The sequence below is a fragment of the Stenotrophomonas sp. 220_Sma genome, from assembly GCF_056487375.1.
Window position 1 is genome coordinate 4,024,175 of the sequence record NZ_CM151348.1, and the last position, 24,901, is coordinate 4,049,075.

The 24,901-nt window shown below is 66.7% G+C and carries 25 protein-coding genes; 8 read left to right on the forward strand and 17 right to left on the reverse strand.

The window, feature by feature from the left end; translation table 11 throughout:
* Nucleotides 1–26: 26 nt before the first annotated feature.
* The 3 genes from ACZLIB_RS18830 to ACZLIB_RS18840 form a co-directional block, all read right to left on the reverse strand.
* Nucleotides 27–977 (reverse strand): YiiG family protein, encoded by a 951-nt coding sequence (locus tag ACZLIB_RS18830; protein ID WP_049460660.1) that lies wholly within the window; start codon nucleotides 975–977, stop codon nucleotides 27–29.
* Nucleotides 978–1,009: 32 nt separating this feature from the next.
* Complete coding sequence (locus tag ACZLIB_RS18835) at nucleotides 1,010–2,002, reverse strand: YiiG family protein (RefSeq protein WP_049400711.1); 993 nt, start codon at nucleotides 2,000–2,002, stop codon at nucleotides 1,010–1,012.
* Nucleotides 2,003–2,095: 93 nt separating this feature from the next.
* A complete protein-coding gene (locus ACZLIB_RS18840) occupies nucleotides 2,096–2,914 on the reverse strand; it encodes an SDR family oxidoreductase (RefSeq protein ID WP_049400710.1) in 819 nt (272 codons plus the stop codon).
* Between the two features lie 108 nt (nucleotides 2,915–3,022).
* Between ACZLIB_RS18840 and ACZLIB_RS18845 the strand changes: the two genes are divergently transcribed.
* Nucleotides 3,023–3,706, forward strand: coding sequence for a hypothetical protein (locus ACZLIB_RS18845; protein ID WP_478468402.1), 684 nt, complete (start codon nucleotides 3,023–3,025; stop codon nucleotides 3,704–3,706).
* Nucleotides 3,707–3,751: 45 nt separating this feature from the next.
* Here the strand turns inward: ACZLIB_RS18845 and ACZLIB_RS18850 are convergent, their stop codons facing one another.
* From ACZLIB_RS18850 to ACZLIB_RS18860, 3 genes are all read right to left on the reverse strand, one after another.
* The gene (locus ACZLIB_RS18850; RefSeq protein ID WP_071228176.1) at nucleotides 3,752–4,114 is read right to left on the reverse strand and encodes a DUF4288 domain-containing protein; all 363 of its coding nucleotides are present in this window, start codon (nucleotides 4,112–4,114) and stop codon (nucleotides 3,752–3,754) included.
* A 157-nt stretch (nucleotides 4,115–4,271) separates the two neighbouring features.
* Entirely contained in the window at nucleotides 4,272–4,760 is a 489-nt protein-coding gene (locus ACZLIB_RS18855) for a DUF2867 domain-containing protein (protein ID WP_478468404.1), read from the reverse strand.
* A 14-nt stretch (nucleotides 4,761–4,774) separates the two neighbouring features.
* Nucleotides 4,775–5,437, reverse strand: a complete 663-nt coding sequence (locus tag ACZLIB_RS18860) for a serine/threonine-protein kinase (protein ID WP_478057755.1) — start codon at nucleotides 5,435–5,437, stop codon at nucleotides 4,775–4,777.
* An 85-nt stretch (nucleotides 5,438–5,522) separates the two neighbouring features.
* Here ACZLIB_RS18860 and ACZLIB_RS18865 point away from each other — a divergent pair, with 85 nt between their 5' ends.
* Complete coding sequence (locus ACZLIB_RS18865) at nucleotides 5,523–7,517, forward strand: bifunctional DedA family/phosphatase PAP2 family protein (protein ID WP_478468405.1); 1,995 nt, start codon at nucleotides 5,523–5,525, stop codon at nucleotides 7,515–7,517.
* Nucleotides 7,518–7,850: 333 nt separating this feature from the next.
* Here the strand turns inward: ACZLIB_RS18865 and ACZLIB_RS18870 are convergent, their stop codons facing one another.
* The 3 genes from ACZLIB_RS18870 to ACZLIB_RS18880 all read right to left on the reverse strand — a co-directional run bounded on the left by ACZLIB_RS18870 (nucleotide 7,851) and on the right by ACZLIB_RS18880 (nucleotide 10,682).
* A complete protein-coding gene (locus tag ACZLIB_RS18870) occupies nucleotides 7,851–8,429 on the reverse strand; it encodes an LON peptidase substrate-binding domain-containing protein (protein ID WP_010484006.1) in 579 nt (192 codons plus the stop codon).
* Nucleotides 8,426–9,790 carry a UDP-N-acetylmuramate:L-alanyl-gamma-D-glutamyl-meso-diaminopimelate ligase gene (gene mpl / locus ACZLIB_RS18875; protein ID WP_478468407.1) on the reverse strand — a complete coding sequence of 455 codons (1,365 nt, stop codon included), beginning with the start codon at nucleotides 9,788–9,790 and terminating at the stop codon, nucleotides 8,426–8,428. The genes ACZLIB_RS18870 and mpl overlap by 4 nt, the downstream gene beginning before the upstream one ends.
* Nucleotides 9,791–10,118: 328 nt before the next feature.
* Nucleotides 10,119–10,682, reverse strand: coding sequence for an adenylate kinase (locus ACZLIB_RS18880; protein ID WP_032128385.1), 564 nt, complete (start codon nucleotides 10,680–10,682; stop codon nucleotides 10,119–10,121).
* Between the two features lie 136 nt (nucleotides 10,683–10,818).
* Here ACZLIB_RS18880 and ACZLIB_RS18885 point away from each other — a divergent pair, with 136 nt between their 5' ends.
* From ACZLIB_RS18885 to ACZLIB_RS18895, 3 genes are all read left to right on the forward strand, one after another.
* The gene (locus ACZLIB_RS18885) at nucleotides 10,819–12,075 is read left to right on the forward strand and encodes a 6-phosphofructokinase (RefSeq protein ID WP_107431531.1); all 1,257 of its coding nucleotides are present in this window, start codon (nucleotides 10,819–10,821) and stop codon (nucleotides 12,073–12,075) included.
* A gap of 205 nt (nucleotides 12,076–12,280) precedes the next feature.
* Nucleotides 12,281–13,075, forward strand: coding sequence for a hypothetical protein (locus tag ACZLIB_RS18890; protein WP_032128387.1), 795 nt, complete (start codon nucleotides 12,281–12,283; stop codon nucleotides 13,073–13,075).
* 120 nt (nucleotides 13,076–13,195) lie between these two features.
* A complete protein-coding gene (locus ACZLIB_RS18895; RefSeq protein WP_032128407.1) occupies nucleotides 13,196–13,585 on the forward strand; it encodes a DUF488 domain-containing protein in 390 nt (129 codons plus the stop codon).
* Between the two features lie 122 nt (nucleotides 13,586–13,707).
* On the opposite strand, the gene ACZLIB_RS18900 is transcribed toward ACZLIB_RS18895, so the two are convergent.
* Complete coding sequence (locus tag ACZLIB_RS18900) at nucleotides 13,708–14,211, reverse strand: hypothetical protein (RefSeq protein WP_010484000.1); 504 nt, start codon at nucleotides 14,209–14,211, stop codon at nucleotides 13,708–13,710.
* A gap of 356 nt (nucleotides 14,212–14,567) precedes the next feature.
* On the opposite strand from ACZLIB_RS18900, the gene ACZLIB_RS18905 reads away from it, so the two are divergent.
* On the forward strand, nucleotides 14,568–16,610 hold the full coding sequence (locus ACZLIB_RS18905) for a sodium-translocating pyrophosphatase (RefSeq protein WP_478468408.1): 2,043 nt from the start codon (nucleotides 14,568–14,570) through the stop codon (nucleotides 16,608–16,610).
* A gap of 141 nt (nucleotides 16,611–16,751) precedes the next feature.
* Here ACZLIB_RS18905 and ACZLIB_RS18910 read toward each other — a convergent pair whose 3' ends face one another.
* The 5 genes from ACZLIB_RS18910 to ACZLIB_RS18930 are packed head-to-tail and all read right to left on the reverse strand — an operon-like array spanning nucleotide 16,752 to nucleotide 19,704.
* Entirely contained in the window at nucleotides 16,752–17,471 is a 720-nt protein-coding gene (locus tag ACZLIB_RS18910) for an energy transducer TonB (protein WP_478468409.1), read from the reverse strand.
* On the reverse strand, nucleotides 17,468–17,893 hold the full coding sequence (gene exbD, locus ACZLIB_RS18915; protein ID WP_032128391.1) for a TonB system transport protein ExbD: 426 nt from the start codon (nucleotides 17,891–17,893) through the stop codon (nucleotides 17,468–17,470). The genes ACZLIB_RS18910 and exbD overlap by 4 nt, the downstream gene beginning before the upstream one ends.
* A gap of 9 nt (nucleotides 17,894–17,902) precedes the next feature.
* Entirely contained in the window at nucleotides 17,903–18,631 is a 729-nt protein-coding gene (gene exbB / locus ACZLIB_RS18920) for a tonB-system energizer ExbB (protein WP_478468411.1), read from the reverse strand.
* Nucleotides 18,618–19,085: a YbaN family protein gene (locus tag ACZLIB_RS18925; protein WP_049400695.1), complete on the reverse strand. Its 468-nt coding sequence runs from the start codon at nucleotides 19,083–19,085 to the stop codon at nucleotides 18,618–18,620. The genes exbB and ACZLIB_RS18925 overlap by 14 nt, the downstream gene beginning before the upstream one ends.
* A gap of 31 nt (nucleotides 19,086–19,116) precedes the next feature.
* The gene (locus ACZLIB_RS18930; RefSeq protein WP_049400694.1) at nucleotides 19,117–19,704 is read right to left on the reverse strand and encodes a biliverdin-producing heme oxygenase; all 588 of its coding nucleotides are present in this window, start codon (nucleotides 19,702–19,704) and stop codon (nucleotides 19,117–19,119) included.
* Nucleotides 19,705–19,810: 106 nt separating this feature from the next.
* Between ACZLIB_RS18930 and ACZLIB_RS18935 the strand changes: the two genes are divergently transcribed.
* Nucleotides 19,811–20,068: a DUF2789 domain-containing protein gene (locus tag ACZLIB_RS18935; protein ID WP_006390068.1), complete on the forward strand. Its 258-nt coding sequence runs from the start codon at nucleotides 19,811–19,813 to the stop codon at nucleotides 20,066–20,068.
* 102 nt (nucleotides 20,069–20,170) lie between these two features.
* Entirely contained in the window at nucleotides 20,171–20,626 is a 456-nt protein-coding gene (locus ACZLIB_RS18940; protein WP_478468412.1) for a hypothetical protein, read from the forward strand.
* A gap of 90 nt (nucleotides 20,627–20,716) precedes the next feature.
* On the opposite strand, the gene ACZLIB_RS18945 is transcribed toward ACZLIB_RS18940, so the two are convergent.
* Nucleotides 20,717–23,635 (reverse strand): TonB-dependent receptor, encoded by a 2,919-nt coding sequence (locus tag ACZLIB_RS18945; protein ID WP_478468413.1) that lies wholly within the window; start codon nucleotides 23,633–23,635, stop codon nucleotides 20,717–20,719.
* Between the two features lie 270 nt (nucleotides 23,636–23,905).
* Complete coding sequence (locus ACZLIB_RS18950) at nucleotides 23,906–24,838, reverse strand: FecR family protein (protein WP_071228162.1); 933 nt, start codon at nucleotides 24,836–24,838, stop codon at nucleotides 23,906–23,908.
* Nucleotides 24,839–24,901: the final 63 nt, after the last annotated feature.

The window sequence follows — 24,901 nt, forward strand, 5'->3', positions numbered from 1 at the left end:
TTACGCATGGATGCGTGTGCCGTTGCTCACCGCATGCGGTTGCTGGTGGTCACCAGATCATTGTATGCGGCGAGGATCGTTGACTGCGCTCCTTCCGGGTCGGTGGTGAGCCAACTGCCCGACGCCTTCCGCTCTGCCGCCAGTGCTTCGGCGGTGATCGGCTTGTGCTGCTCCAGGCGCTCGACGCCACGTCCCGCAGTACGCACCAGCTTGTCCGCCGAACGCTGCACGTGGCCCCACATCGGGTCGTCCTTGCCGACGCCGCCGTTCTGGATTTCCGTCACCAGTGCCTGATAGTCAGCCAGCTGCACGCGCAGCGCCGCAACATCCGGTGCGTCGTCCTGGAACGCCGTGGCCAGTAGCTTGCCGTCGCCCAGCAGGCGAAGGTGATAGTAGGCCAGCGAGCGCCCTTCGCTCTCCTCGATCTGCTTCAGCTGCGCGGCACGGCGATCGTTCTCGTTCTTTTCCAGCGCCACATCCATCGCTTCGCTGGCCTTGAAGAAATCAGCATAGGCCTGCATCAGCGGGGCATGCTGGCTGCGCATCCCTTCACCGCCATCACGACGATAATCCTCGCGGGTGAAGTATCCATCGGCGCGCTCGACCAGGGTGTTCAATGCCTGGAAGGCCTGCTGATAGTCACGCGCGGGGCCATCCATCGGCAAGGCCGGGGTCTTCGCCAGCGCGTCGGTCAGTGGCTGGCCGCAGTACTCGACGCGGTGCGACAGCACCTTCCCGGGCGAACGCGGTTGCGCTTCCTTGCCGGTCGGGCCGGCTTCAGGGTCCTTCATCCAGCTGGTGTAGGTCTGGAAACCCTCGTGAATGGGTTGTTCAACGCCGTTGTAGCACTCGATGTAGGCGTTCACCTTCTCCAGGCTGGGGTCGGCCAGCGACAACCCTGCCGATTTGTTGCAGCCGCTCAGGCCAGCCACAGCGCCGATCAGCAGCAGCGGCACGATACGCAGACAGGAAGTCATCATGGTCTCTCGCATGGGTGCTGGCGCGCCAGTCACTGGCGGTTGCTCTGGAAAACGAGCGTGTTGTACTCCTGCATCAGCTTGTTGGCAGAGCCACGCGGCGCCATCGACGGCGAATCAAGCATGCGTCGTTCGAAATCGGTGTAAGGCTTCTTCTCGCTGACGCGCTGCAGCCGCTCCTTGCCTTCGCGCCGGAAATTCTCGGCCCCACGCTCGAAGCCTTCCCAGTCCGACTTGCCCGGTTCCTGGTCGGCAACCTTGGCGTGCGCTTCATCGGAAATGCGGTTGAAGGCATCCAGGCGTTCGCGGGCCTTGGCCTGATCGAAATCATCCTCGCTCATCAGATCCATGATCGCCTTGGCTTCCAGCATCATCGCCAGACGGTAGTACTCGCGCGTGCGCCCCTCGGCCTGTTCCAGCGCCTTGAGCTGCTCGCGCTGGGCGGCGTCGTTCTGGCGCTCCAGCTCGGCATTGAACGTTTCGCTGGCTGCCACGAAATCCTTGAAGGCAGCCATCAAGGGCGCGTGCAGCTGCTTGCCCTTGGCGAACTGGTCGTCTTCGTAGTCCTGGCGATCGTAGTAGTCATGCGCGTCCTTGCTGACCGGCACCAGCGCCTTCAGCGCCTGCTGGTAGTGACCTGCAGCCGCATCGAGTTCGGCCAGCGCCGGCTTGGCAGCAATCGCCTCGGTCACCGGAGCGTCGCACTGCTTCATGTCGTAGTCGCTGATCTCGAACGGGCCGTACACGTGCGTCTCGCGTCCGGTCGGGCCAGCGTCGACATCCTTGATCCAGCGCGTGTAGGACTGGATGCTGCCGTGGGTTTTCGAATCCAGCGCGTTGAAGCAGCCGATGTAGGCGTTGAGCTTGGCGGTCAACTGCTGCTGTGTATCGGACGGGGCCGTGTTGGCGTCCAGCGTGCCGGAGGCAGCGGCGGCGCCCGCAGCTGCGGGTGCCTTGCCACCGCAGGCGGTCAGGATCAACGACAGCGAAGCGGCCAGCGCCGCCACGGAAAGAGTGCGTGACATGTGCTCACATCCTTGTTGAAAACGATTACAGCCACGCATTCTAGCGCAGCAGGCCGAGGGTCGCAGCCCTCGGCCTCTTCCAGCGACGCGCGGTCAATCCAGGAACAGATCCGGCAACAACGGCCGCGACGGATCCACCGCGTATCCGGAAAGATCGGTGATACCGGCCTGTGCCAGCACTTCATCGTCGATCAGGAACTGGCCGTGGAAGCCGGCCGCTTCACGCACCAGCACCGCATGTGCGGCATCAGCCATGATCTGCGGCGTACGGCAGCCAGCCGCATCCACGCCCGGAATCATGTTGATCGCATCGGTGGCGATCACCGTGCGCGGCCATAGCGCATTCACCGCCACGCCCTGCGGACCGAATTCGGCGGCCAGGCCCAGGGTGACGAAGCTCATGCCCATCTTCGCCAGCGTGTAGCCGGTGTGCGGTGCCCACCACTTCGGCTCCAGGCTGGGCGGCGGCGCCAGAGTCAGGATGTGCGGGTTCGGCGCCTGCTGCAGGTACGGCAGGCAGGCCTGCGCGCACAGGAAGCTGCCGCGCGAATTGACCTGCTGCATCAGGTCGAAACGCTTCATCGGCGTATCCAGCGTGCCGCGCAACCAGATCGCGCTGGCGTTGTTGATCAGGATGTCGATGCCACCGAAGGTATCGACCGTGGCCGCCACCGCCGCCTGCACCTGCTCTTCCTCGCGGATGTCGCACTTCAGGGCCAGGCCCTGGCCGCCGGCTGCCGTTACCGCTTCGGCCGCGCTATGGATCGTGCCCGGCAGCTTCGGATTCGGCACCGACGACTTGGCCGCGATGGCCACGTTGGCGCCGTCGCGCGCAGCGCGCAGTGCGATGGCCAGGCCGATGCCACGCGAGGCACCGGTGATGAAAAGGGTTTTGCCCTGCAGACTGCCCACGTTCCACACTCCAGCGTATGCAATGAGCCGCTAGTATGCCGCGCCGACGCGGAGTTCACCCGCCCTTGACGATACTTGGGCCTCCAGACAACGCACGAGGTCCACGCCATGCGCCGTTCCCGCCTGTTGCTGCCTGCCCTGGGGCTTGCCCTGCTGACTGCCTGCCAGGGCCGTTCGCCGGAACCCGGCAAGGAGCCACCCGCCGGTGACGCGCCCAGCGCGGAGAAGGCTGCCGCTGACGGCAAGATGCGCTGGAGCGAGGCGGTGGTCTGGGATGGCGACCTCAACGCCTGCCGCCAGGGCGAGAATGCTGCGACCCGTGATTGCCTGCGCGATGCGATGCGCGCCGGAGGCGCCAGCACCGATGCCATCACTGCCGCTGAGCAGTTGTCCAGCGGCGGTGAGCTGGCCTATGTGACCGCCTGGCACGAGAACGAAGGGCTGGGCATTGCCACGATTGAGTATCCCTTCCGCGCCAATACCAATGAGGGCACGCGACTGGTCGATGCCAGCGGCAAGCGCATCGACGTGGATGCCGTGCAGCTGGACGACACCCTGCGTGCCGACCCCACTGTGCAGGAGCTGCTGAAGGCCAACCCGCAGGCCACGCCGTTCGCGCCGGCACAGTCGGCAGGCGCTTCGCCATTGGACAACGGCGGCATCCGCCTGCTGTACCGCACGCCGCTGCGCGACTGCCACGCCTGCCCGGATGTGGGGCAGTTGCAGATCGCCTATGACTTCGATGCCAAGCGCAACTTCATTGGCCAGCAGGTGGTGCCGGCGACGCCGTAAAGCCACCGCCCCCTATAGAGCCGAGCATGGCTCGGCTCTACATTTCTATTCCTGGTACAGCACTGCCACGCCATCACCACGGGCAAGCCGCTTCACCTGGTCCAACGTATCCACCGCCATGACGGAGTACGTGACCTCCACACCCGAGTGCAGGCGTCCCTCGGCAGTGTCCTCATCACTCGCCACTGATATCAGCTTGCGAATTCCGGCGAATCGATAGAGGGAAGGCCTACCGTCTTCACCCACCAGGCGACCGGTCAGATCCTCATACCCGGAAGCAAGCGCTTCTGCATTCTCAAGAGCGTGTTCATCGTTGTCGGCACTGATCAGATACACGTTCTCATGCACCCGGAACGCCCCCTGTCCTGGACTCTCGTAGTAGAAAATGGCGTGTGCGCAATACCACATGCATCACCTCAATGATTCTTTTGCGGGTTGTCCCTGGTTTGGATGTCGCGAGCCTTCTGCTGCCAGCGGAATCCACATTTATGCGGCACTTGGCAATGAGCCGTTTAGCCGTTAAGCAGCCCACGGATCACAAACCACATCCACGCATGGCCTGGATCTACCGGTACAACTGCACCTGCTTTTTCAACAGATGCGGCACGATCAACCGATGCACCGGGGCGACCGGCAGCATGTACACACGCCCGAACGCGTTGTGCGTATGCACCACGGTCGCCACTTCCAGCACGTCGCCCTGCCACTGCAGCGCCAGCTGCACGCGCAGGTGGCGGTCGTCGTCTTCCAGCACGATGGCATCGTCGTCCAGCGACTGCAGGGTGAAGATGCCCAGCCGCTGGCCGGGTTGAGGATCCGCAACAACCTGCACCGCCCGCAACGAGCCCAGGTGCTTCATGCCGAGCAGGCGCATGCCGCGATTGCGCAGTGCCATCAGCCCATCGAACCAGCCGGGAATGGTCGCCGCCATATCGCGATAGGCCTGCAGGGCCGAGCGCCCATCGCGACGGGTCGTCGCCTGGCAGGCGTGCACGAAGTCGGCACCGGGCAACTGCGCACGCAGCACGCTGCAGGCAGTTGGCGGCCTGCTCACGACGGACGCACTGCTCACGGCTTCGGCCCCTGCCCTTCGTTGTCTTCCCAATGCAGGATGCGGCGGGTCACGAAGCGATAGACCGGCTTGCCGGTAGCGAACCACAGTTCGCGCACCCACGAGGTGCGCTTGAGCACGCGCTTCTCCACCGGGGTGAGCGACTCGCGGCAATACATGCGCTTGTGCTTGAGCAGGTGGCGCAGGTCCTCGCGGGCCAGCAGCCGCATCCAGCGCGAGCGCGGGTTGCCTATCACCGCCAGCTGGAAGTCGATCAGCGCTGGACGACCGTCTTCGGTGACCAGCCAGTTGGCTTCCTTGGCCAGATCGTTGTGGGCCACGCCATTGCGGTGCAGCTGCTGCAGCAGCCGACGCGCCGAGCGGAACCAGGCCAGGTCACCGCGTGGTGGACGCTGGTACATGGCATCGCCGGCCATGAAGCTGCGGTCGAGGTGACGGCCATCCCACGCCAGCAGCTGCGGCACATCGGCCATGCCGTGGATGTGGCGCAGCGCGCGTGCTTCGCGGCGGGCCAGCCACCAGGCCGGCAGCCGCAGCCACAGCGGCGTGGCGCCCAGATCACGGCGCACGAAGGGGCCATCGGGCCCTTTCACAAGAAGGATCTGGCCGAAGCTGTCGGCCTTCAAAGCGTGCGATGGAGCGTCTGGCGTATGCGGCATGGGGCCATTCTAGGCGAAGGCGCCGGTTGCAAACGGTCACGAAGCGGCTGGGAACCAGTCACCTTCACGCCCCTATAATCGGGCAATGGACTCTTCATGGATCGACGCCACGCTCGCGTGGATTGCCGCTCACCCCGTGCTGGCGGGTGCCGTTATCTTCCTCATCGCCTTCTGCGATGCGGTGATCATTCTTGGCGCCATCGTGCCGGCGCTGCCGTTGCTGTTCGCGGTGGGCGTGTTCATCGGCCTGGGCCAGATCTCCGGGCCATACGCGGTGGCGGCAGCCGCCCTGGGCGCGTTCGCTGGTGACGGCATCAGTTACTGGATCGGCCGACGCTGGGGCGACCGCCTGCGCGGCATCTGGCCGTTCAGCCGCTACCCGCAGCTGCTCGACCGCGGCGAGAACCTGTTCCGCCGCAATGCCTTCAAGAGCATCCTGATCGCACGCTACGTCGGCGCGATCCGACCGTTCGTGCCGGCCATCGCCGGCATGATGAAGATGCCCGCCAGCCGTTACGTGCAGGCCAGCGGCATCGCCAGCATCTCCTGGGCGGTGCTGTTCCTGGCGCCGGGCTGGATTCTTGGCGAGGCGTATGACGCCGTGGCCGCCGTGGCCGGACGACTGGTGGTGGTGGTCGGCCTGCTGGCGGTGATCCTCGGCCTGGTCTGGGCCATCGTTCTGTACGGCTACCGCTGGTCGGCCGCGCGCATGGACAACTGGCTGGCGCGCCTGCTGGATTGGTCCAACCGTCACCCGACGCTGGGCCGCTACACCGTTGGCGTGCTGGACCCGAAGCGGCGTGAGTCCGTGCCGCTGGCGATGCTGGCGCTGATGCTGCTGGTGCTGGGCTGGGGCTGGTTCGCGCTGCTGACTGTGGTGGTCGCCCATGGCGAACCGTTGGCGATCGACCTGCTGGTGCACCAGGCCATGCTGGCGCTGCGCAATCCGCTGGCCGACTACCCGATGGCCGCGCTGGCATCGCTGGGCGCCTGGCAGGTACTGCTGCCGGCCACCGCGGCGGCGATGGGCTATCTGATCTGGCGCCGGCGCTGGATGGCCGCCGCGCACTGGCTGGCCGCGCTTGCCTTCGGCCTGGCCCTGACCATGCTGCTCGGCGCCACCGTGGATGTGGTGCGCCCGGTCGATGCCAGCAGCGGCTTTGGCTTCCCGTCGGTGTCGGTGACCATGGCCACCATCACCTTCGGTTTCTTCGCGGTGCTGATCGCCCGCGAGATGCCCGGTCGCACCCGCGTCTGGCCGTACCTGGTGTCGGGCATCGTGGTCAGCCTGATCGGCTTCTCGCGCCTGTACCTGGGCGCGCATTGGCTGAGCGATGTGATCGGCGGCATGCTGTTCGGCACGTTCTGGCTGCTGGTGCTGGGCATCGCCTATCGCCGCCGCTTCAACCGCTCGTTCTGGGTGAAGCCGGTGGCCTGGCTGTTCTACGGCGTCTTCGCCGTGGCGGCGATGTGGTACGCACCGCGCCACATTCCGGTGAAGCTGGAGCGGTTCGAGCCGACCCTGCCGGCACCGCAGGCGATGGATGCGCAAGCCTGGTGGCAGCACGACTGGGCCACGCTGCCGGCGCGCCGCAACGAGTTCGACGACGACCAGCGCTGGCCGCTGGACGTGCAGGTGGCGGGCCCGCTGGCGCCGCTGCAGACGCAGCTGGAAGCCCGCGGCTGGAAGCGGCAGGAGCAGGCCGGCTGGCAGCAGGCGCTGCTGATGCTGGACAAGAACACCGGCGCCGACGAGCTGCCGGTATTGCCGGCCACGCTGGACACCCGCGTGGAAGCACTGCTGATGGTGCGCCAGGGTGCGAAGCCGGATGAGCGCTATGTGCTGCGCTTGTGGCCGGCACCCGCGCAGCTGCAGCCGGGCAACACGCCGCTGTGGCTGGGCAGTGCACAGACTCTGCGTTACGAGCGCCACTTCGAATGGATCGGCATGTGGCACCCGCTGCGTGGTGTCGACCCGGCGTTGAACGCGGTGAAGGACGCCGTGCAGGACCTGCCGCAGCGCGAAGACGTGCACAGCGAAACCGGGCTGCCGGTGTTGCGGTTGAAGACCATGCCGTGATGGCGCCGCCGGGCACGGCCCGGCGCTACCGCCCGCTCTGGTAGATGCCAACCTTGGTTGGCTCTTCGGGAAAAGGCCGCCAACCAAGGTTGGCATCTACCGGTTCCGGCGCGCTCTGGCCGTCGCCAACCCTGGTTGGCGTTTCCCGGTTCCGGCGCGCTCTGGCTGTCGCCAACCCTGGTTGGCGTTTCCCGGTTCCGCCGCGCTCTGGCCGTCGCCAACCCTGGTTGGCGTTTCCCGGTTCCGCCGCGCTCTGGCCGTCGCCAACCCTGGTTGGCGTTTCCCGGTTCCGCTGCGCTCTGGTAGTGGCCAACCTTGGTTGGCGGTTATCGGCTACGGCATCCAGCCCAGCAATTGCTGCAACCGCTGGTGCGGGTCATCCATCTGCAGCAGCTGCAGGCGCTGCTGCTCGCTCAGCGGCAGCAGTTCGGCCAGCCGCCAGCCAACCCAGCTGGCCTGGTCCAGCAACGCCGGATTGGCCGGCGCATAGGCCTCACCGGCCTGCTCGATGATGTGCCCCAGCACCGTGGCCAGCAGCGCATGCTGCGGCCGCAGCTCATCGTCGGGGTCTTCGTCGCACCAGCGCACGTCGGCCACCACCAGTCCGTTGTCGCGTACGCGGGTGCGCTCGACATGGAAGCGGCGGGTGCCACGCAGGCGCAACTGCAGCACGCCGTCTGCGCCGACATCGAAGTCTTCGATGCGTACCTGCACGCCATACGCTGCCGGTGTCGCCGGGGCTCCCACTTCCTGGCCGTCGAGGATCAGGCAGACACCAAAGCCTTCGCCACTGCGGCCGCTGTCGCGGACCAGGTCCAGGTAGCGCCGCTCGAATACACGCAGGCCCACCGCTGCACCCGGCACCAGCGTGGTGTGCAGCGGAAACAGCGGCAGCGAACCGTCGACGCTCATCGGGCCTGCAGCGCGGCCAGGAAACGGCGCGGTGCACCGTCGAAGCCACCGTTGGACATGAACACCACGTGGTCACCACTGCACGCGCTGGCCTGCAATTGCGCCAGCAACGCGTCGGTATCGGGCACCGCGTGCGCTTCGCCACGCACCGCGGCGATCACCGCAGCGGCATCCCAGGCCAGTTCCGGGCGATGCAGGAACACCACTTCATCGGCCAGCGCCAGCGACGGAGCGAGCGCCTGAGCGTGTGCGCCCAGTCGCATCGAATTGCTGCGCGGCTCCATCGCGACCACGATGCGCGCATCACCCACCTTGGCACGCAGGCCTTCCAATGTGGTAGCGATCGCGGTCGGGTGATGGGCGAAATCGTCGTAAATGGTGATGCCGTCATGCTGGCCGATCACTTCCATGCGGCGCTTGACGCTGCGGAAGCGTGACAACGCAGGAATCACGTCGGCCGGTGCCACGCCCACCGCATGCGCGGCGGCCAGTGCGGCCAGGCCGTTGAGCACGTTGTGGCGGCCCAGCAATGACCACTGCACATCACCCAGTGCCTGCCCACGGTGGTGCACGCGGAACGCGCTGCCATCGGCGGCCAGCAGTTCGGCATGCCATTCCAGCGAGGGATCGAAACCAAAACGCTCCACCGGGGTCCAGCAGCCCATGGCCAGTACTTCGGCCAGGTGCTGGTCCTCGCCGTTGACGATCAAGCGGCCGCGAGCCGGCACCGTGCGCACCAGATGGTGGAACTGGCGCTGGATCGCGGCCACGTCGGGGAAGATATCGGCGTGGTCGTATTCAAGGTTGTTGAGGATGGCCACCAGCGGCCGGTAGTGCACGAACTTGCTGCGCTTGTCGAAGAAGGCGGTGTCGTACTCGTCGGCCTCGACCACGAACTCGCGGCCCTGGCCCAGGCGGGCGGAGACGCCGAAATCCTCGGCGACGCCGCCGATCAGGAAACCGGGTGAACGACCGGCGCTTTCCAGCAGCCAGGTGAGGATGGTGGTGGTGGTGGTCTTGCCGTGGGTACCGGCCACGGCCAGGGTGTCGCGGCCCGGCAGCACCTGTTCGGACAGCCACTGGGCGCCGGAGATGTAGCGCTGGCCGGCGTCGAGCACGGCCTCCACGGCCGGGTTGCCGCGCGAGAGCGCGTTGCCGATCACCACCTCATTGGTGCCGGCCGGCACGCTGTCGGCGCGGTAACCCTGGTCCAGGGTGATGCCCAGCTGTTCGAGCTGGGTCGACATCGGCGGATAGATGGCTTGGTCGCTGCCGCTGACCGTATGGCCCAGTTCCCGCGCCAGGGCGGCCACGCCGCCCATGAACGTGCCGGCGATTGCAAGGATATGTACGCTGCTCATGACCGAGGATTGTGACCGATGACGGCTGTATAGGGCCAATGTCCGATCCGGGGTAAGACAAGTCCTACACAGGATGTGAGAAAACTCCAATCATCTGTCAGGGAAATCCCGATAGCGATGTTCTGTGAACCCGGACACAATTCGAACTGCCAGCCGCAGTACCCGAACCGGTCCTACTCCCCAAGAGGCCATCCCCAAGGGAGCTCATGCTGCGGGGCCCTGAGCAAGCCCTCTGCTGGCGCCTATCAAACGACACAGGCCTGGTCCTCGCGGACCAGGCCTGTGCTTTTTGCGCCCGAAGGACCGGCAGTGCACCGGCCCTGCAGGATCAACCCTTGATCGCCGCCAGGATGCGGGCTTCGATCTCGTCCAGCTCACCGACGCCGTCGACGCGGGCCAGGGTGCCACGGCCGGCGTAGAAGTCGACCACCGGGGCGGTCTGGTCGTTGTAGACCTGCAGGCGCTGGCGCACCGCTTCCGGCGTGTCATCGGCGCGGCCCTGTTCCTTGGCACGACCGGCGATGCGCTCGACCAGCAGCTCGGTGGCCACGTCCAGCTGCACCACGGCATCCAGCGGCTGGCCGATCTTGGCCAGCAGGCCGTCCATCGCATTGGCCTGGGCCACATTGCGCGGGTAGCCATCGAGGATGAAGCCCTTGGCGACATCGGCCTGGGTCAGGCGCGACTCCAGCATGCCCAGCAGGATGTCGTCCGACACCAGGTTGCCGGCATCCATCACCGTCTTGGCCTGCTTGCCCAGCTCCGTGCCCGCGGCGATTTCCGCGCGCAGCATGTCACCGGTCGAAATGTGGGCGATCCCCAGCTTTTCCTTCAGGCGCGTCGCCTGTGTCCCCTTGCCCGAACCGGGCGGTCCCAACAGAACCAATCGCATTGACCTGACTCCAACGTGTTGAAAACAAAGAAGGTTCGCGTCCCGGACGGACCGGTATCGCTGCACCGCAATAGCGCCACTTTACCGCATCCGGGTAATGTCCCTGCAATGTCCCCTCCCCCGAGCAGGTAGAAGCATGCGCAACGGTACTCTCCTCTACGCCCAGTCCGGCGGTGTCACCGCGGTCATCAACGCCACGGCGGCGGCGGTGATCGAGCAGGCCCGGGCCAAGGGCATCAAGGTTCTGGCCGCCCGCAACGGCATCCTCGGCGCCCTGCGCGAGGAGCTGATCGACACCAGCAAAGAGAGTGCCGCCGCGATCCGCGCGCTGGCCCATACCCCGGGCGGCGCCTTCGGTTCGTGCCGGGTCAAGCTGAAATCGCTGGATGCCGACCGCGCCCGCTACGACCGCCTGCTGCAGGTGCTGCAGGCCCACGATGTGCGCTGGTTCCTCTACAACGGCGGCAACGACTCGGCCGACACCGCGCTGAAGGTCTCGCAGCTGGCCAAGGCCTCCGGCTATGACCTGACCTGCATCGGTGTACCCAAGACCATCGACAACGACCTGGCGGTGACCGACACCTGCCCCGGCTTCGGCTCGGCGGCCAAGTACACCGCCGTGTCGGTGCGCGAGGCGGCGCTGGACGTGGCGGCAATGGCAGAGACCTCCACCCGCGTCTTCATCTACGAGGCGATGGGTCGCCATGCCGGTTGGCTGGCGGCGGCCGCCGGCCTGGCCGGCAATGGCGATGACGAGGCCCCGCACATCATCCTGCTGCCCGAACGCGCCTATGACGAAGCGGCGTTCCTGGCCAAGGTCAAGGCGGTGGTCGAGCGCGTCGGCTACTGCGTGGTGGTGGCGTCGGAAGGCATCGCCACCGCCGATGGCCGCTTCGTCGCCGACGCGGGCGGCGGCAAGGACTCGTTCGGTCACTCGCAGCTGGGCGGCGTGGCGGCACACCTGGCCGGCCGGGTCAAGGACCAGCTGGGCCTGAAGGTGCATTGGGCGCTGCCCGACTACCTGCAGCGCTCGGCCCGCCACCTGGCCAGCAAGACCGACTGGGAGCAGGCGCAGGCGGTCGGCAAGGCCGCCGTGCAGCTGGCGCTGAAGGGCCAGAACGGTGTGATGCCGGTGATCGTGCGCAGCAGCGATGCGCCCTATCGCTGGAAGATCGAAGCGGCGCCGCTGTCGAAGATCGCCAACCACGAGAAGAAGATGCCGGCCGGCTTCATCCGCCGCGACGGCTTCGGCATCACCGCCAAGGCACGCGCCTACCTGTCGCCGCTGATCAAGGGCGAAGCACCGCTGCCGTACGGCACCGACGGCCTGCCGAAGTACGTGACGCTGAAGAACGTGGCCGTGAAGCAGAAGCTGCCGGCCTTCGAGGGCTGAGCCGAAAAAGGGGACGGAGGGGATTAAGTCGTATACGCCCCTTTGTGTTGAGCCCTGTGCGGAGCGCAGGGCACATTGCGGCGGCCGCCGAAGCACCCCACAATCGGGCTCCGGCCCGGGGCAAAGGGGCCGCCGCAAGCCAGATTCGACGCTGCCCGGCCTTCAAGGCCCGGGCCTGTGCTGCCATTTCACAAGGACTGTAACCATGAAGCACCCGATCCTGATCGCCGCGCTGCTGTCCGGTGCCGCCGCGCCGGCCTTCGCTGCGACCTGCGAAAGCAACTTCCAGAAGAAGGGCAATCCCTTCGTCGGCACGACCTTCACCTCATCGGTCACCCATCCAGACCTGACCGTGGCCAGTGCCATCGGCCAGATGCGGGTGATCGCCAAGAACGCCAACATGGACGTCCTCAGCGAGGACGTGGAAGGCGGCTCGATGCTGATCGAAGAGCCGGAATCCATGGCCCACAAACCGATTCCGATGATCATCAGTGCCACCTCCGAAGGCGGCCAGGGCACCGTCGGCATGGTGGTGAAGGTCAACAAGGGCGCCATTGCCTCGGCCGATGGCGTGCGCGAAGAAATGTGCAAGCTGCTCAACCAGATCAAGCCGGGCAAGGCTGGCGAACAGGCAGCCAAGGCCACTCCGCAGGCGTCGGTGGTAACGATTGCCGCCGACCGCTTCGGCTTCCAGCTGCGCAACCAGAACAAGGACAACCCGGCCGCGGTCGAGCCGCGCTACAAGGGCAAGACCTACGCCATCACCGGTCGCATCACCTCCGTGCTGCGCAGTGGCGGCACCTACAACACCAGCTTCGACCTGCCCAGCGATGGCAGCATCGACTTTGAGCGCGTGGCCATTTCCTGCTCGTTTGCAGCCAATCAGGCCGCGTATGCGCTGGCCCTGCGCCCGCGCGAGAAGGTGACGCTGACCGGCGTGGTCGACAGCTACGACCAGATTGGTCGTGTGTTGTGGTTGAAGGACTGCCGCGGCAACTGATCGCTGCCAGCATGGGAAAAGGCCCGGGTGCGCAGGCGCCCGGGCCTTTTCGTTTCCACAGCGGTTCACACCTGGCGCACGTGCATCGCAGGATGATGGATACCCCGTCCGGAGGTCATCATGGCACTGCGTGTTGTTCGACTGGGTACGCCGCGCCACCCCGGCGAAGGGCTGCGCATCGGTACCGTGCGGCGGCCGCCACGCGGCGTGCCGCGCAGTGAGTTCGCGGAACAGGACTGGTACGACGTCTGGTTCCCGACCCTGTCACCCAGCGCGGAACTGGTAAAGCGGGCGCACGAAGCGAAAACCGCGGCCGACTGGAATGCGTTCTTCCGCCACTACAAGGCCGAGATGAAGGCGCCGGACGCGGCCCACGCGCTGGATCTTCTGGCCGCGATGTCACAGCACAGCGACATCAGCGTGGGGTGCTACTGCGAGGATGAAGCGCATTGCCATCGCAGGGCCCTGCGAGAGCTGCTGGTGGCGCGCGGGGCGACGCTGGCGGAGTGATGATTGCAGGGTTGCCGGCCAGCGGCCGGCACTACCAGGTTGCCCGCCGGGCATGGCCCGGCACTACCGGTGCGCAGCGAAGTAGATCCACGCCGTGCGTGGATGCGCGCTGCTGGACGGCCTCAGTTGCAGGCCTTGCCTTCCATCTGCAGCTGCGCGGCGAACATCGTCACCTGCGGGATCTGGCCGGCGGCGGCCTGCTTCTTGGCCTCTTCCAGATAGATGCGCGACTGGCCCTGCCCGTCCAGCTCGACCTTGTTGCTCGACGGCAGGCGCCACACGCGCACCACGGCCTGCTGTGCCGGGCAGGCGGCGCTGGGAACGCGGATCACATCATTGAGCTTCCAGCCCTTGTCGGCGCTTGGCTGCGCCTTGGCGTAGTCGACGAAGCGCGCGCGCGGCTGGCACTGCTCGCTGGTCCGCACCGGTGCGAAGCGATACGGCTCGGCCGCCTGACCGGTGAAGGCACCTTCCAGGCGCGCGCAGGCCTCGGGAATCTGCCGCAGGGTGTGCACCGCGCCCACGGCCTGGGGGGCACCCACGGCACGCTGCAGCTCCGGGGTTTCCGCGGCGAGTGCCGGTACGGCCGGGACCAGGGCGGCAAGCATCAACAGGGACAGGCGCATGGGGAATCTCCTACGGGACTGAGCGCAGGCTTGCAGAGGCTGGCTTAACGGGGTGCAAAGGCCTGTGGATCTCGAAGCATGCTCATGGACTGGCGGCGGGTTCCGCGCGCATGGCGATGCGTTCAGCGGGAGGACGCCCACGGGTGATGCGGCGCGGCTCGCAAAAGCCAGTCGAGCAAGCTCGACTCTACAGGTGGCGGCACGCATACTGCGGGCACCAGGGAATGCTGAACACCGCCATACGTCGGACGACCACCAAGGTCGGTACGGGTTGGTTCCAGGCTGCAGCCCGTCGTCCCCCTCGTGGTGCCGTTCATCGCCACTGGATGCCTACATCCATTCTGCGGAGGGGTCTAATGCTGGAACGTCACGGGCTGTCACTGGCGCTGGGCTGCGCCATTCTCGCGATCCTGTTCGGAATCGTCTCGGCGCGCTGGATCCTGCGCCAACCCACCGGCAATGAACGCATGATCGCGATCGCCACCGCGATCCAGGAAGGTGCGCGTGCCTACCTCAACCGCCAGTACCTGACCATCGGCGTGGCCGGTGTGGTGCTGTTCGTGCTGGTCGGTGTGTTCCTCAGCTGGTACACCGCGATCGGCTTCGCGGTCGGCGCGGTACTGTCCGGCGCGGCCGGCTACATCGGCATGAACGTGTCGGTACGCGCCAACGTGCGCACTGCCGAAGCTGCACGCCACGGCATCAGCGCCGCAATGGACGTCGCCTTCCGCGGCGGTGCCATCACCGGCATGCTGGTGGTCGGCCTCGGCCTGCTGGGCGTGGCCGGCTACTACGCGCTGCTGCTGCGCATGGGCCTGCCGATGGAACAGGCGCTGCATGCACTGGTCGGGCTGGCGTTCGGCTCGTCGCTGATCTCGATCTTCGCGCGCCTGGGCGGCGGCATCTTCACCAAGGGCGCGGACGTCGGTGCCGACCTGGTCGGCAAGGTCGAAGCCGGGATTCCCGAGGATGACCCGCGCAACCCGGCGGTGATCGCCGACAACGTCGGTGACAACGTCGGCGACTGCGCCGGCATGGCCGCCGACCTGTTCGAGACCTACGCGGTGACCGTGATCGCCACCATGCTGCTGGGCAGCCTGATGCTGGCCGAGGCAGGCGCCAATGCGGTGCTGTATCCGCTGGTGCTGGGCGGCGTGTCGATCATCGCCTCGATCATCGGCGCGCTGTTCGTCAAGGTGGGCGAACCGGGTAGTGGCCGGGGCAGCTCGATCATGGGGGCGCTGTACAAGGGCGTGATCGTGTCCGGCGTGCTGGCCGCGATTGCGTTCTACCCGATCACCACCGGGTTGATGAGTGACAACGTGCATGGGCCGATGGCGCTGTATGGCTGCGCATTGATCGGGCTGGTGCTGACCGGCCTGATCGTGTGGATCACCGAGTACTACACCGGCACCCAGTACAAGCCGGTGCAGCACGTGGCACAGGCCTCGACCACTGGGCATGGCACCAACATCATCGCCGGCCTTGGCATTTCGATGAAGTCCACCGCGCTGCCGGTGGTGGCGGTGTGTGCGGCAATCTGGGGCGCGTTCGCGCTTGGGGGCCTGTACGGCATCGCCATCGCCGCCACCGCGATGCTGTCGATGGCCGGCATGATCGTCGCCCTCGATGCCTATGGACCGATCACCGACAACGCCGGTGGCATCGCCGAGATGGCTGAACTGCCCTCGGAAATCCGCGACATCACCGATCCGCTGGATGCGGTGGGCAACACCACCAAGGCGGTGACCAAGGGTTATGCGATCGGCTCTGCGGCACTGGCGGCACTGGTGCTGTTCGCCGACTACACCCATAACCTGCAGGCAGCACATCCGGGGCAGGAATTCCGCTTCGACCTCAGCGACCACACGGTGATCATCGGCCTGCTGATCGGCGGCCTGATTCCCTACCTGTTCGGTGCGATGGCGATGGAAGCGGTCGGCCGCGCCGCCGGTGCGGTGGTGGAGGAAGTGCGCCGCCAGTTCCGCGAGATCCCCGGCATCATGCAGGGCACCGGCAAGCCGCAGTACGACAAGGCGGTGGACATGCTGACCCGCTCGGCGATCCGCGAAATGATCGTGCCGTCGCTGCTGCCGGTGGCGGTGCCGGTGGTGGTCGGCCTGCTGCTGGGGCCGCGCGCACTGGGCGGCCTGCTGATCGGCACGATCGTGACCGGCCTGTTCGTGGCCATTTCGATGACCACCGGCGGCGGCGCCTGGGACAACGCCAAGAAGTACATCGAAGACGGCCACTTCGGCGGCAAGGGCAGCGAGGCGCACAAGGCGGCAGTGACCGGCGATACCGTTGGCGATCCCTACAAGGACACCGCCGGTCCGGCGATCAATCCGCTGATCAAGATCATCAACATCGTGGCGCTGCTGCTGGTGCCGCTGCTGTAGATCCACACCATGCGCAAACCCGTAGAGTCGAGCTTGCTCGACTGCTTCTGGCCCGCACCGCAGGAGCAGTCGAGCAAGCTCGACTCTACAAGGGCAGCAAGAGCAGAGCAGTCGAGCATGGGGCCGGGTCTACCAAAGCGGTCAGCGCCCGCGCAGGAAGAACGACACCGGCACCATCACGTCCACCGGGTCGCCGGCCACTTCGGCCGGCGGCGCCGGTACCGGGCTGGCCCGCTGCACGGTGTCCAGCGTCTCCTGGTCGAGCAGCGCGAAGCCACTGCTGCGGCCCAGTTTCAACCCCGAGACCGCGCCATCGCGGGCAACCGCAAAGCGCACGTAGACCACACCCTGCTGGCGCAGCCGCTCGGCCTGGCGCGGATAGCGGCGGTGTTTCTGCAGGTGCCCGAGCAGGCGTCCTTCCCAGGTCGCCTCGGCACGACTGCGCTCACCCGCCGTGGTCTGCGGTGCGGTGTAGCGTGTGGCCGCATCAGCCGCCACCTGCGGCGGTGCACTGGTCTGCGCGACATTGGCGTCAGCGGTGTCCGGCGACGGCGTCGGCTCCGGTGTACGCGGCGGCGGCAGGTCACCCTGCGGCTGCGCCGGCGCCTTGGGTTGTTCACGCACGGCCGGCGTCGGCGCCTGCCGCTGTTGTTGCTGCTGCAGCGGCCCGGTCGCGACCTCGCGCGGCGGCACCGGCGGTGCCTGCGCCATCGGCGCCAGTTCCAGCATCAGTGCCGCGGGCGGCGCCGTTGCAGCCAGTGCTGGCGCACGGGCCGCCCACCAGCAGGCCGCGCCGATCAACAGCGCATGCACCAGCAGCACGATCGCCAGGCTGGTCACCCAGCGCCGCAGTCCACTCATCGTGCGCCCTGCTCCAGGCCGACCAGCGCCACCTTCAGGTAGCCGGCCGCGCGCAGCGCATCCAGCGTGGCCATCAGTTCGCCATAGGGCACACGGGTATCGGCACGCAGGAAGATGCGCTGCGTGGTGTCACTGTGAGTGGCCGCCTGCAATGCAGCCGCCAGGCTGTCGCGCGCCACGGCCTGTTCACCAACGCGCAGCGACAGATCGGCCTGGACGGTCACGTACACCGGTGCCTGTTCCGGCGGCGTGGCACTGGCATTGCTGGCCGGCAGCTGCACCGGCACCGACACGGTGGCCAGCGGTGCGGCCACCATGAAGATGATCAGCAGCACCAGCATCACGTCGATGAAGGGCGTGACATTGATCTCATGCGCTTCTTCCGGCGCATCGTCACGGTCGGACGCGGTCCTGATCGCCATCGTCGTGCCTCAGTGCACCGCACGCAGCGGTGCCGCTGCGGTACGCAGCACGGCACGATCGAGATCGCGCGAGACCAGCTGCTGCACGGCCGCCGACAGATCACCGAGCAGGCCCCGCAGGCCGGCCAGTACACGGCTGAAGTGGTTGTAGACCAGCACGGCGGGAATCGCTGCGACCAGACCCAGCGCGGTCGCCAGCAGAGCCTCGGCGATGCCGGGCGCGACCACCGCCAGGTTGGTGGTGTTGCTGTGGGCGATGCCGATGAAACTGTTCATGATGCCCCACACCGTGCCGAACAGGCCGACGAACGGCGCCACCGCGCCGATGCTGGCGAGCACGCCGATACCACGTCGCTGCACGCGCGCAGTTTCCAGTTCAATGCGGTCCAAGCGCGAGGCCACGCGCTCCTTGATGCCGTCGCGGCTATCCAGTTCCTGCGACAGGCGCAGTTCGGTACGCGCTGCGTCCAGCATGGCGAGTGCGGTGCCCTGCTGCAGGCTGGCCTCCACGCTCCCGCCGGGCAGGCTCGGCGCCTGCAGCAGCAGCGCGCGCGCTGCACGCAGCTGCCGGCCCTGCCGGGCCAGCTCCCAGCCCTTGGCCAGCAGCACGGTCCAGGTGGCCAGCGACGCCAGTGCCAGCGCGATCATCACCGTTTTCACCACCACATCGGCGGCCAGGTACATGCCCCACGGGGTCAGTGCAGGAGCAGCCACGGGGGCCAGGTCAGCAGGCAGCATCGTCTCGTTTTCCATCAGCATCAGGGGTCGCTGCACGGCGGCGTGCCGAGCGCGGATCATTGGCGTCGTCCACTTCCACGACCGGGTTGGGCTCCAGCCGCGGTGCGGGCCGACTGAGCACGTAGCCGGCGCTGACCGCGAAGAACAGGCCCACGCCCAGCAGCAGCCGCCAGGACGGATGTGCGCCCCAGCAGAACAGCGCGAAGCCCACCGCCATGCCGGCGCTGGCAAACGCCTTGCCCTTGCGCGACACCGCGCCCTGCTCGCGCCACAGCCGCAGTGACGGGCCGTAGCGCGGGTGCGCCAGCAGGCGTTGCTCGAACTTCGGCGAACTGCGCGCGAAGCAGCCCACGGCCAGGATCAGGAAGATGGTGGTCGGCATCACCGGCAGCAGCGCGCCGATCACCCCGAGGCCGACCATCAGCCAGCCCAGCGCGAACCAGAGCCAGCGCATCAGCGTTGCGCCGATAGGCGGGAGGCGTGCATCAGGCGAATTCCACTTCGACGTGGCCGTGCACGCTGCGGAAGGCGGCGTCCGCCGCATCGATCACCTGCTGCTCCTGCTCGGCGCTCAGCGGCACCGCATCCAGCGCAGCGGTGAATTCACGCCAGTGGCGCGCCGCGCCATCCGGGTGTGCGGCCAGGTGGCGGGCGCCGAAATCACGATCCAGGCCGAGCTTGGCAGCCATCTTGTACAGAATGGTGCCGCCGAGATTGGAGCCTTCGGCCACATACAGCCACCCCAATGCGGCGGGTAGCTCCAGATCGGATGGCAACGCCGCGATGTCGGCCCCCGGCAGGGTCTGCTCCAGATCCTGCAGGTCGCGCGCCACCTGGGTCAGGCGGCGGCGTTCGCCCAGATCGGGCAGCAGTGCGTCCAGCGCAGGGTTGGCATACAGCGCATCGATGCTGCGATGAAAGCGGTACTGCACGCGCAGGAAACGGGCGAAGTTGCTGCGGTCGGCGAAGATGTCGCCGGCCATGATGCGCTTGTCCAGCGCGCCATGGCTGTCGCGGGTGGCGGCCTTGAGCCGCAGGCTGCGGCTGTCTTCAGGGGCGATGTGTGCGTTCATGGGGGATGCCAAGGGGGTCGTCCTGCTGTAGACGTTCGCCACGGGGCTTTCCCCAAGGCCATGTGCACCGATAATGGCGTATCCCTTCTTCCCGCAGGAACCGACGATGATCACCACCGAACCGCGCATGACCAACCTGTTCCTGCAGCTGGGCCTGGATGCCAGCGCCGAGGGCATCGCCCGCTTCATCCGCGAACACCAGCTGGCCACCGATGTGGAAGTGGTCGAAGCGCCGTACTGGAACGATGCCCAGCGCCAGTTCCTGTCCGAATCACTGCAGGCCGATGCGGCATGGACCACGGTGGTGGATGAGCTGAACGAGTCGCTGCACGAAGATGCCGTGAAGGCGGCGACCGGGCTGTAACTGGCTGGAGGAAGGCGCCGGGCATGGCCCGGCGCTACCCGCAGATCCACACCATGTGCGGATGAATTCCCTTGCCGGGAGAATTCTGAACCTGAGTCGCAATTGGCCCTCGATGAAGCGCGCCATTTCCATCACGATGAGCGCAGTAGCAAGGCTGATCCACTCATGGCGAAAGCAGCGAACATCAACTATATCCATTACCTCTACTACCCGCTGTTGTCCATGTCGGACGATGAACTGGCGGCGTTCAGGATAAACGATGCGCAGGACAGAGCTTGGCTGTTCGGTGAGATGGGCAAAGTCCTGGAGACATTCGGTCCTGCTGCCCGTGCCCATGTCTGCAACACTCTAGGCTTTTTTGCAGGGATGAATGGCGCCGAAGATCACTGGCGAAACCTGATTCCACACGAACTTCCGCTTGGCGAAGTCGAGAACAGGGCTGGCTACGTGAGCGAACTATTTCTCAGCCTTTTCCATCGCATCCCGGTTGAAGAAGACTGGACGGATGTCGAGCTCTCACTGGACCTTCCAGCCGACGGACTGAGAACCAATATATAGAGCGGTAGTTACGGGCAAGCGGACTCTTCCGCATTTCAAAGGCGGTGCGGACCAAGGTCCGCACCCACCGAAGGCGCACTGCACAGCCGATCAATGCTTCCAGGTCAACGCCAGCCGCGCGGTGCGGCCCGGGGCCGGCATCACGCCCAGCGCCAGCGGATCCAGGTAGTAGCGGTCGGTGACGTTGTCCACGCCCGCCTCCACCGACAGCTGGTCGTTGAAGCTCCAGCTGGCGAACAGGTCGACCAGGGTGGTCGGCCGGTACAGCTGCTGGATCGCCGACAGGCCCACGTTCCAGTCCTTGTCCAGCTTGCTGATCGGGCCGGCGTTGTGGACCACGCGGGTACCGAAGGTCAGGCGCTCGTCGAACAGGCGCGAGCCCAGGGTCAGGTTGACCATGTAGCGCGGCGGGTTCTGGGTATTGGTGTACGAGCCCTCGAAGCCGCCGTCCACGCAGTTCGGCGTGTTGGCCAGTTCATCGTTCCTGCGCTGTGCACCATAGGCACGGCGCTCGGCGGCGATGTCCGGTGCGCAGGTCTTGGCCTTGAAGTAATAGTGCGCGGACAGGTCGGCGAAAACCTTGCCGCTGTCATAGCTGGACTGGAACTCCATGCCCGAGACCTTGAACTGGTCGACGTTGCGGATCAGGCCGGCCGAGAGCGTGCGGTAGTCACGGGTGATCAGGTCGTCGATGCGGGTATCGAAATACGCCAGCTTCAGCGCCAGGCGGTCGCCGGCGGTGAACAGGTCATAGCGGATGGTGCTGGCACCGATCTCCCAGCTGCGCGCACGCTCCGGCTTCAGCTCGCCCACCGGCTTGGCGGCGGTGAACAGGCCCAGCGTGGTCTCGAACAGGCTCGGCAGCTTGGTGCCTTCGGCATACTTCACGTAGACCATGGTGTCTTCGCTGAAGCGGTAGGCCACGCTGGCGGTCGGCGAGAACGCGGTGTCGCGGCGACGGATCGGCTGCGACCAGGTCCAGCTGACCGGCACCTCCAGGTCCTGCGCCTTGCCGGCGTCGTAGAAGTTCCAGCCACCGATGTCGCCCACCGTACCCTTCTTGTACGGTGAAGCCAGCAGCGATTCCTGGGTGAAATTGCCGTTGGCGTCCGGATACCAGTTCAGCAGCGCGATGCGCTTGGCCCGCCACGACGGCAGCGCCGGGTTGCCATTGAGCAGCTCGGTGTAGCGGTACTGGCCCTGCACCTCGTAGGCATCGGGCGTGGCCAGGCGGTTGCGGTCATGCACATCCACGCGGTTCCAGCGGCCGCCGGCCAGCAGTTCCCAATGCTCATCGGGCTGCCACTTCAGCGAGGCCACGGCACTGTATTCCTTGCGCTCGGCGTTGCGCAGGAAGCGGTTGTTGATCAGGTCATCGTGCATGACCGGCCCCGAACTGCCCGGTGCAATGTCCTCATCGCTGTAGGACAGGCCGTAGTCGAGGGTGAATGCACCGGCGTGGGTATCGAACTTCGAGGTGTTGCTGGCATCCAGGCCGAAGCGCTTCTGCCGCAGCGGATTGCGGTAGGCATCCTTGTAACCGGGGTCGCCACTGAAGCTGGGCGCGTCGTACCACTCGGTGCGGCGATCGAAGTACCAGGGGGTGATGCCGGTCAGGCTGTTGTACATCACGCTGTCGGTATCGGTGTACGTGGCGTTGACGCGCAGGTCGACCAGCTCGCTGTCCGGGTTGAAGCGATAGCGCAGGGTGTAGCTGTCCATGTCGACGTGGCCCGGGTCCCATTGCGGAATGCGGTCACGATCCACACGGATGATCTGCGAGGCCATGATCTCGCCGGCGGTGCCCTCGTAGCGGCGGTAGCCCGCTTCCAGGGTCTGTGCATCGTCGATGCGCCAGGTGCCCTTGAGCAGCGCCGACTTCGAGCGCGCCGAGGTATTGAAGACCTCGGTACGCGGCGGATTCAGCGGCGCCAGCGTGCGCCGGGTCTGCGGGAAGTCATCGTAGCCATGCTTGCCGGAGAAGTAGTTGCCGTTGTCGCGGTAGGCGTAGGCGGCAACCAGATCGAAGCGATCCCAGTGTCCCGCAGCGGCCACGTTGAAGAACTGGCTACCGGTGGCGCTGCGGTCGGTGCGCGGCGCGGCGCTGTAGGACGGCAGGTTGTTGGCGCTGTTGTTGGCCAGGCCGCCACGCACGCGCACGCCGAAGTCCCGGCCTTCGCGCAGCACGTCACCGATCTTCAGCGTCTCCATCTCGACCACGCCGCCGATGCCACCGGAGGCGTTGGCCTGCAGGCTCGGGCCCTTGGTGATGGTCAGGCTGGAGATCAGGTCCGGGTCGAGGTAGGTGCGCTGCGACTGGCCGGCATAACCACGGTAGGTATCCATGCTGGACTGGCCACCGTCGATGATCACCGGCACGCGGCCCTGGCCCTGGATGCCACGGATGTTGACGTCAAAGCCGTTGCCCACGCGCGGATCACCGGCGGTGACGCCAGCCACGCCCTTGACGATGTCGCCGTTGGACGTACCGCGGAATCGCTCCAGGTGCGTGCGGTTGAGCGTGGTGGTGGAGCCGACGCTGCGATAGCCGTCGAGCAGGCGCGCCTCGTCGCTGGTTGCGCCGCTGTCGATACGGTCGCCGGCCACGCTCAGCGTATCGGTGACGATCACACCGCTGTCGGCCTGCGCCGACGCTGCCGCTTCCAGGGTCACCGCATCGGCACTGACCCGGCGCACCGCCAGGCCACTGCCCTGCAGCAGGTGCTGCAAAGCCTCGCTGGCCGACAGGCTGCCGCTGACCGCACGCGAGGTCACACCCCGGGCCAGGGTGGCCGGGTACACGACCTGCACGCCGGACTGGCGCATGTAGCTGCGCAGCGCCTCGTCCAGTGGCTGCGCGGGGATATCGAAGCGCTGCACGGCAGCGTGGTCACCGCTGGCATCCTGCGCGAGTACGGAGGGCGCGGCGCTGGCCAGGCCGGCCGCCAGCAGGGCGATGCACAGGCGGGACGGGCGCGGCATGCGGCCCGGACGATGGAGATCGAACATGGGGGAACCTGTCAGGTAATCGGTGCCGCGGGCGCGGCGACATCCGCAACACGGGCGGACACGGCGACGTACTGGCGGCGGCGGGTACGTTCGCGGAGTAAGACGGATGAAAGCGCGGCAACCCCAAGAGCGATTTGCGGCCGCGGCAGGTGCCGACCGTGGGTCGGCTGGTTGCCGCGGTGGGTGCCAACCGTTGGTCGGCTGCTTGCAGTGGTGGGTGCCGACCGTTGGTCGGCACAGAGGCACGGATCATCCACGCATGGCGTGGATCTACTGCACGATGGCGACGCCGAATGGAAGACGAGTAACCCGAAGACCTGCTGTTGCCGCCAACGCATCCAGCGCCTGCTCCGGGCGATCAATGCGCAACGCTGCACTGACGGCCGGCAGCTGCGACAGATCGCCACGCACGAAGGTCGGGCCAGCGCGATAGCGCCCGACCCATTGCACGGCCTCGGCGACGCTGGCCTGCTCCAGCAGCAGTTCACCCTGCCGCCACGCGCCCACACTGTCGGCCGCGACATCCTGCAGACGCGTCACGCCACTGCGCTCGCCATAGGCCGCACGCTGTCCCACCTGCAGGTAGGTCCAGCCACCGTCGGCCGGGCTGGCCACGCGCACCCTGCCCTGTCCGACCTGGGTTTCCACCTGATCGTTGTCGCGTGCGACGGAGAACGCGGTCGAGATGTCCTCGACCACACCATTGCCCGCGCGCACGCTGAAACGCCGCTGGGCATCCGGGCTGACCTCGAACCAGGCGCGCCCGCGCAGCAGCTCGATCCGGCGTGCATCGGCATCAAACCGCACGGCGATCGCGCTGTCCGCATCCAGCACGGCTCGACTGCCATCGGGCAGTTGCACGTTCTGCACGACATGCGTACTGCGATGGTCGGCCTGCAGCCGCAACCAGGCCTCCGGCCATGCCACCAGCATCGCCAGCGCAGCTGCAGCGGCCATTGCCCAGCGCAGCCGCCGCGGGCGCCGGCGTTCGACGGGCCGGGCCTGCGGGCGTGGTCCGACGCTGCGCCACAGCGCGCGCTCGTGCTCGAAGGCCCGACGGTGCCCCGGCTGTGCCAGCCAGCGTTCGAACTCATGCATGCGCCCCTCGCCGATGTCACCCGAGGCCAGCCACGCGATCCAGCCCCGGGCCTGTTCGGCCAGGGCATCGTCATTGGCGGCGGGCAGCGTGTTCGGCGGGCTCATCGGCTGGCGGACAGGCGCATTCAAGCGCGGGCGGAGGAACTAGACCGCATCCGCGGTCCAGTG